Genomic DNA, 6,740 nt, shown 5'->3' on the forward strand with positions numbered 1-6,740 from the left:
GTTCCCTGTTCCCTACCTTTGCTATACAATACCGATGCTACCGGACATGATATTATTTCTATATTTGTGTAAGTCCGACTATTTCTAAATAGATCTCAAATCGGTTCTATATAGATAGGCATTTCATATAAACTCGGTTTCTCTACTTTAGTATTCAACCTCCCTCCTGATGACTGATGACTGATGACTCACAACAGTTATTTATAAGTATTAAACCAGACATCATATAACAGTTAATTTTTGTAAAAAAAATAGGGTAGACAAATATTTATCTACCCTACTTTAAATCCTCCTACTATCTGATAACAAAGTCATCAACCTCAAGCAATGCTTGATTACTCAAAGTTGCAAACTGACGACCATCACCAAAACCATTACCATTACCATTAGGGTTGTAGAATAACTGACCGCTGTTTGTGTTGTAGACAATTACAGCATCAGAAATTGCAGCATCAATATTATTAGTGACAGTGGCAAATTCTGCTGCTATATCGTTAATAGCTGTAAATGTAGTTCTATCCAAAACAATTTTATCTTGACCAACAACAAAATCAGTAATTTCGTCAATGCCATCATTAAAACTAAATTCTTGATTTGTAGCAAAGATGAAATTATCGATACCTACTCCACCAGTGAGGGTGTCATTTCCCGCACCACCATTAAGACGATCGCTACCTGCACCGCCACTAAGGCGATCGCTACCCGCACCACCATTCATTTCATCGTTGTCATTTTGACCAAAGAGGAAGTCATTACCCGGACCGCCATCTAAAGTATCATTACCATTGTCCCCAAAGAGTAGGTCATTACTGTCATCGCCAATGATATTGTCATTACCACTATTACCTTCTAAGGTATCCGCACCCTCGAACCCAAAAATAGTATCGTTACCAGTACCACCTATAATATTATCTCCTTGGGAACCACCTTCAATCAACCTATCTTCGTCAATAGGTGCAGCTATATCGTCAATAACGATCACATCCATTTGGTTTTGCGTATCAACAGTATAGTCCTCTGTTTCCACTAAATCAAAGACTGTAATTTCATCACCTTCAGGATCGTCATCAGGAATAGTTGTCCAAGTAACAGTAGCTGTAGTTGCCCCTGGGTCAATTGTAATAGCAGAACGAGCGAGTTCATCCCCTACTGGGTCGAGAGATTCTAGGTTAGAAGCATTGCTTAATTGAGGAGGAGATTCGATATCTCCAAAAGCATTATCAGAATCTGTTTCTGACCAAACCACCCGTAAACCTTCTGGTGGAGCAATTTTATTGAGATTGAAAGTTAAGGTGTATTGGTCTTGGTTTTCACTAACAATTTCTGGTTCAATGTCAATACCTACTGTTGGTAAACTGATTATGGGATTAACTACAAATGCACTTACTACCTGTAGTTGGCGGTTAATAATTGCTTCTGGGTTGGTTAATAACTCCTCGTCTGTGTAGGGTTCTACACCATAAGTAACAACGCGTAACTGTTGGGTATTAGGATCGATTTCAAATTCTGTCCAACCAAAGGTATGAGTCGCTAAATAGTCACCTTGAATAAGGGTGGCATCAATTTGATCATTTGCTATTGCTAAATTATCGTTCAGACCAACCGGATCGTAATCAAGAAGGGATATTTGTGCATTGATGAGTTCTTTGAGAAAATCATCTTTGTCATCAATTTCACTGTCGCCATCGCTGGCAACTGGTAAACTATCGTAGAAAGCTTGTTGTTCTGGACTTAAAGTATTGATTGCTGTAGCTAACTCAATTACACTCGGACCGAATGCGGGGTCAAAAGCAACTGAACCAGTAGTTATTTCAAAAGCATTGGTAGGAATTTGTTCTCCACCCAACTCTTCTTGATAAGTTAAATTGTTAACGATAGTACCGTGGATATCTGCTGCCACAAACACCACGTTATCAATATTATTATCGTCAATAAACTGGAGAATTTCTGTCCGTTCGGCAGCATAACCTTCAAAACGGTCGGATGCAGCAGCAATTCCTAAATTTTGAATTGGTTCAGGCACCATGACAAATTTCCAGGTAATGCCATCATTTTCTGCCTGGAGTAAATCGTTTTTCAGGTCTTCTAGTTGCACTTCTCCTAACATTGTGCGGTTAGGGTCAAAAGAAGCTGCGAGAAATGATACTATTTCTTCTGCTGTCCCTCCAGCAGGTGGTAATTCTTGGTCTCGGAAGGAACGAGCATCTAATACTATGTTGGCAGCATCATTACCATAGGTATTAAAGCGATATAATTTTCGTTCATTTGCGGTGCGTTCTTCTCCTGTATTTCCATAGAATTCGTCTCGCAAAGGATTGAATTCTTGGAATGCTTGTAAACCATTTTCATACCGTTCAGTATCGTTAATTAACCCTTCTGTTTCTGGGAAGCGATCGTCGGAACTTGCAGCGGCACCACCGGAGAACTGGTTAGTAACTTCACGGTCGTTTATTGTGGCATAAATTGATGTGGTAGCGCGCAGGTCAGCCCAGGTATTTTCACCGAAGCGATCGCCATATACTTCTTGATGTTTAGCTTGAAATTCTGCTAAAGTTTCTGCTTGTGGTTTTGGTACTGCTGGCGAAGGAAAATCGGCATGGACTGTATTTCCATGTAAAACGAAGAAGTCTAAATCTGCTTGATCGGCATTGGCAATAGCAGGATAGGGAGCAAGTTCGCCTCGCCAGTCTCCGGAGACTCCAAATTTTAACCCATTTTGCGTGCCTAATTCTGCTGCAGTTTCAAATTCTCCTATTTCTGTTGAACCTGCTGGATCGGTGACTCGATAATAATATTCAGTGCCAGGATTTAAGTTTGTGATTTCGACTTTGACTGGAACATTTGCCAGGTTTGTCTTAACTGTGCGAATAATGTTATTAAAGTCGGGACTTGTAGCAACTTCAAATGTTATTTGTCCGGGGGAATTACTATTTGCCCATAACACTGTTGAAGTTTGGGTAGTATCGCCACTGGCAATGCCATTAATTAAACTGTCTGAAATTTGCCGAGGATTATAACTGAAACGGTCAATTTCTAGAGGTTCTTCAAAAGCATTAGCAACATTTTCCCAAGGGATAAATTTAAAGTTTGTATTGAAGTTTTGAATTTCTCCATCTTCTGGATCTTGTTGAATTACTTCTGGTTCATTTGAACCGTCTTGAACTACCAATAAACCATTAGGAAAATTCTCACCTAAAGGCACATTAATTACATCAGCACCATCAGATTCTTGTGCCCCATCAATATTGGCAAAATCTCCTATAAAGAAGTTACCAATAAATTCATTATCCCCTTCCCGTTCATAAACAGCAAAAGTATTATCTCCTTGACTAGAAGCTAATAAATAACCATTACCATTATCAGCATAATAAATAGTTAAACCTTCTACATCAGCTTGAATATTTTCACCAACTTCATCAACTAAAATTAATTCGCTACTACCATCAACTGCAGCATCAAATTTGAAAATTCCAAAGTTTTCTTGACCAGCATAGACAACACCTAATTCTCGATCTACAACCATTCCCTCTACTTGCGCATCTTCCAGTTCTTCACCTTCTGGAATAGGTACACTTAGACTACGTGATAAAAATCCACCTACTGTTCCATCAGTATTAGGTATTAACTCTATCTGAGCAATTTGATTCCCATCTCGCTGACTGACAAAAGCGTAAGCTTGCCCAGTATTAGGATTAGTATAAGTTGCCAATCCATAAGCAGTTTGTTCCCCATCATCTATACCAAAAATAGAGGTTGCAGGGTTGCTCAGACTACCAGCAGTAACATTAATAAGTTGACTAGTTTGAGGGTCAATTCTCCAAATTGCTAAAGTATCATTTGCTCGGTCAGTTGCTACTGCTAAATCTACTCTTTCATTTCCGATTTGGAAGTCATAAACAATATCTACATTGTTATAGCGAACATCCCCTGGAGTTGCTGGAGAAATTGTTTGTAAAAGTTGACCGTTTAGATCGTAAACTGCTAACCCAGCATCTTTTAATGTGCTAATAACTAAACTTTGGTCGGGGTTATTAGGATTAACATAAATTGCAGGATCGTCTGCATCAGCACCAGTTTCAGTCCTGATTAAATTTGGCGTTTCATTAGTAGGGTTAACAACAGGAATACTATCAATATCTAGGGAAAAACCTAAAAATTGAGTTCTTTGACTATCGTTAAAGTTATTATCGCTAACTACCACTAAAGATTGAGACCCATCTGGTAAAACAGGTCCGAATGTCATACCCTCATCATTATCTAAAGTAATGCCTAATTCTGCAAAATCTAGTAATAGTCGTTTTTCGGCTACAGCATCAACATCAAATAACTCTCCATTCGGGTCACTTGGATTAATTAAACTGTTAAACCCTTGGATATTTGTTGTATTTTGTAATTGAATTTCATAGAGACGAATATTATTACCAACTCCTGAAGCAAAAGACCTTTCTAAAGCCAGTAAAGTGTCACTATTATCTAAGGCAAGTAATTCAACTAAACCATTATCAGCAAAACCATCTTCTGGTATTGGAGCATCAGGAATAGGGTCAACAATATAGAGAAATTCTTTGACAGGTTCTCCTGTTTCTAAATCGTATTTAATAATCCGAGAAGTACCCTCATTTTCCAGAGTAGAAATTTCACCATCTTGCACTAAAGAATTTTCAGTTGCTGTGTAGAGAAAACGTTCGTTAGGAGTAATTGTTAAACTCTCGAAAGCAAGATTATTTCTGATACCTTGAGTTCCATCTGCATTAGGTAAAAATTTATCTGGAATTGGTAATTCATTTAATTGTTCTCCTGCCAGAGAAAATTCATTAACAAATGGAGCAATACCATTATTAACATTTCCTTCTGAAGAGATAAATAAATTTTCACCATTAAAAACAATTCCTTCTGGATCGATACTATTTTGTGGGAATAGTACTCCATCCTCATTTAACAGATTAGTTAAATTTGTAAATGCGACATCTCCATTATCAAGACTACCGTCACTCAAATCAATATCAACAGTATAAAAACGGGCAGCATTATTTTCACTCCGGTCATCAGAAATAGAGTAATAAATTCCTGAATCTTTGTTATAACTAATACCAGAAAGACCGCCTACTTCTGTACCTGCAAAATTAAATCCCGTTGCAAATTCTGCGTCACCAATAAATTCAATATCAGTTACAGTTTTACGACTTTCACCAGTAATATCTGCCCAAACTAAACGATGGTCTGAACTAGGAAAAGGAAAGTCTCCTACTAATGGAAATAGAGGATCATTTTCAGTCGGCCAAAAAACTGCGTTATCAACTATTTCTCGATCTATTGAAGGCAAAACATAATCAACTCGTAAATTGCCAGAAGTACCAGGTGCATCATTAAAATCTGCTGTATCAAAAGCTGGGTTGCCTAACTGATTTGCACTTTCTCCACCTTGACGGTTTGTCGCATCAACCCCCCCTGCACTACCAGGAGTTACTGAAGTATTCACCAGGGGATTTTCTAATAATTGATTAATAGCATTATCGAAACTATCTCCATCAACCGGATCTGCATTTTGGTCTCCCATAATTACAAAAGAATTACCAGGATTTAAACCTCCAAAATTTCCAGCATCATCATAAATATAATTACCCGCTTCAGGAGTAATATAATCTCCCCAAAACCGAATTTCATCGTGATTTCTTCTACCATTTCTATCTTCATCCCCATCAAAAACTGGAGGAGTAGGATGACTAACTAAAGCATGAATTATTTCCCCATTAACATTAATAGGAACATCCCAATGACTTTTAGAAGAAAGAGGAAATACCCCTAATTCTGCTTGAGAATACCAATCATTAGGTTCGGGTGTGTCGAGATTATCTGGTAATAATGCACCTGGCATATCTCGCCAAAGAAAGTTTTGGAAAGTTCTGATTCCTTCTTCCACAATGGGATATTTTGAATATAAAATCATTCCAAATTGACCGGGAAAATTGCCAAAACCAAGGGCATCATTTCCATAACCATCTGCACCTGGAGTTGTAACTATTTCCCCATTATTATCTAGGTCAAAACCAGAAGCAATACCTGTATTAGAAGGAGCTAGATATACGAAGGGATATTCTACAGGATCTACTCCATTTTGACTTATTTCTAAATAGTTATCTCGGAATAGATCCGCAGCTATTCCTTCTGCATCAAAGTCAAATTCATTAACTAATAAAACATCAGGATTGACTCTTTGAATAATTTCTGCTACTGTCTGCGCTTGTTCGTTTTCTGTTGTGGAAAGGTCTTGAATTAATTGGCCTGCTTCGGCACGGTTGAGAGATGCGTTGAAGGTGGCAAAGCGGACTTGATTGGGCATAAATTAGGAATCCTCTAGTTAACTATACTGATAGTCGTAATGAGATTCTATAGGTTCCTGGTCAAATAAAGATTATATTTTTATTAAGTTTTAACGAAACTATATTTCCACTTTATAGTATAATTATCTGTTTATAATTTCCGTCAAAATCTTATATATCCTTAGACCTATCCAGAAAAGAGGGAGTAGGAAGTAGGGAATAGGGGGAAATAATTAATAATTTGTGTAGGATAATTGATTCTATTTTTTATTGTTGGAGATGTCTCTTATTTAAAACTATAGTGCCACACTATATTTAGTATAGCAATCAAGAATCAGATATCAGAATTGAGATGTTTATTAAAATTATAGCGTTTCTCAGGCTAATGAGGTACACCTATTTTTATTTCTTTTCTATTCC

General features: G+C 37.4%; 1 protein-coding gene. It reads right to left on the bottom strand.

Annotated elements, in window-relative coordinates; all coding sequences use genetic code 11:
* Positions 1–295 precede the first annotated feature (295 nt).
* Positions 296–6,340 (bottom strand): phytase, encoded by a 6,045-nt coding sequence (locus tag ACP6PM_RS16745; RefSeq protein WP_426586545.1) that lies wholly within the window; start codon positions 6,338–6,340, stop codon positions 296–298.
* Between the last annotated feature and the right edge of the window lie 400 nt (positions 6,341–6,740).

Source organism: Dapis brunnea BLCC-M229, assembly GCF_050015995.1.
Classification (GTDB): Bacteria; Cyanobacteriota; Cyanobacteriia; order Cyanobacteriales; family Microcoleaceae; genus Trichodesmium.

What these genes read in the sequence shown, in the direction of transcription:
- ACP6PM_RS16745 (WP_426586545.1), bottom strand. Translation starts at nt 6,340, where the DNA reads ATGCCCAATCAAGTCCGCTTTGCCACCTTCAACGCATCTCTCAACCGT.